The sequence below is a fragment of the Flavobacterium branchiophilum NBRC 15030 = ATCC 35035 genome (assembly GCF_002217205.1).
GTDB lineage: Bacteria > Bacteroidota > Bacteroidia > Flavobacteriales > Flavobacteriaceae > Flavobacterium > Flavobacterium branchiophilum.
In genome coordinates this window covers 1-1,713 of record NZ_MUGT01000071.1, presented here as the reverse complement: position 1 = coordinate 1,713, position 1,713 = coordinate 1, and the positions used below count along the sequence as shown (strand labels likewise).

Here is a 1,713-nt window from a genome sequence, read left to right as displayed (position 1 = left end):
GGTTCCTGTTTTGCAATAAGCCATTGTATAGTAGCTAAAAGATGCAGACGCCTGAAGTATAATACTTACGTTTTGAGTAGTAGTAAATGTATTACAACCACCATTACTATAAATAGTATAAGAAACCACATAATTACCTACGGTACTTGTACTAGGAGTAATAGCTCCAGTTGTCGCATTTATTGTCAATCCAGAAGGTGATGCGGTAAAATAACCTCCTAAAGTCCCTGTAAATGTTGGGTTTTGAGCAGTGGTAACTGTTTTACAATAAGAGGCTGCACTATAACTAAACGTTGCATTTGGTACTGCAGTTATAGTTATGGTTCTAGTATAAGTTACTCCCGCTACACACAAAGTGGTAGGAGCTATGGTATGTGTTACAACATAAGTCCCCGGTGTACTAGCTGCTAAATTGATTTGACCAGTTGTAGCATTAATAACCAATCCTGTTGTAGAAGAAAAAGTTCCAGCTGTAGCACCAGTGGCTAAAGTTGGTGTTGGATTTGAAGCATTTTGACAGTAAGCAAAACTAGAGTAACTAAAATTTGCTGAAGGACAACAAGTGGTTGTTCCAGCTCCAGTACTACTAGTATTTGTTTGATTAAAAGTAATGGTACCTGTACCGCCATTAAAATTAGTAATCATAACAACATAAACTTGTCCTGAAACGGCATTTGGTATAGATAATGTTTCGACTGCTGCAGTAGAATAGCTACATCCATTTAGTGCAGGTGGAGTGCCACCAGCTAGTGGATTGGCTGGTATTGTTGTACAGGCAGATTGAGAACTTGTAAAAGGCCCCCAAGCCACAAAATCTACATCTATAGGAGCACCCGCAGTAGATGTTTGAGAAATATTAAACAACAAAGGACCAGATTGTTCTACGGTCATATAAAAATAAGATGGATTTGGAGTTGTAAATAAACATCCTACAGTTCCAGCACTTGGCACACCAGTTGAACTTGCATAAGTTATACCAGTTGCACCACAAAAATTCTGAGCATCAGCACATGTAACTGCTGTACCTATACACAAATCAAAACTTATTGATTGTGGTGTAGTAGCTGCCGAATATACTCGTACATAATACGTTTGCCCAGGAACTAAATTGTTTTGAACAGTACTATTAGTAGTATTACAATTAATAAAAGTTAAGTTGCTGCAATTGCCCGAAAACAAGGAATAACTTAATGTAGTTGCAGTGCCTGTAACATTTAAAAACGAAATAAAATGTGTGGTAGATGATGCTACGAAATGAAACCAAACATCATCGTCTGTTCCAATACAGCCATTTGCAGGAACCGTAGATGCAGTAGCTCCATTCAAAACACCGCTAACCGTTTGACCACAAGCGGCATCACTATTAACTGGTGCTTGTATAGAAGCTATACATTCATCATTTGAAGCAACTGTACTGAATTTTTTTGGTCCAGAAATAAAGCTAGAGTCTGTTGTACTACAAACCGCTCTTACATAAAAAGCATAATTAGTACCAGGAGTTAGCCCTGTAGCATTGTATGGATTAGAAGTTGTTGTTATCCAAGTTGAACTAGCAGTTGGTGCAGGTAAATTAGCAGCTTGAACAATAATTTGCCAAGTATTTGCGGTTGTGCCATTAGGATTTGCTGGTTGTGTCCAGCCTAATAATGCAGTGGATTGAGTAATAGAAGTAGCCGTGAGTAATTTAGGTTGAGTACAAGTAGGAGCAGGAGC

The 1,713-nt window shown here is 38.2% G+C and carries 1 protein-coding gene; it reads right to left on the bottom strand.

The annotated features are described in order from the left end of the window. Positions 1–1,713: fibronectin type III domain-containing protein (locus tag B0A58_RS09295; protein WP_133063113.1), on the bottom strand; the 1,713-nt coding region annotated here is incomplete at both ends.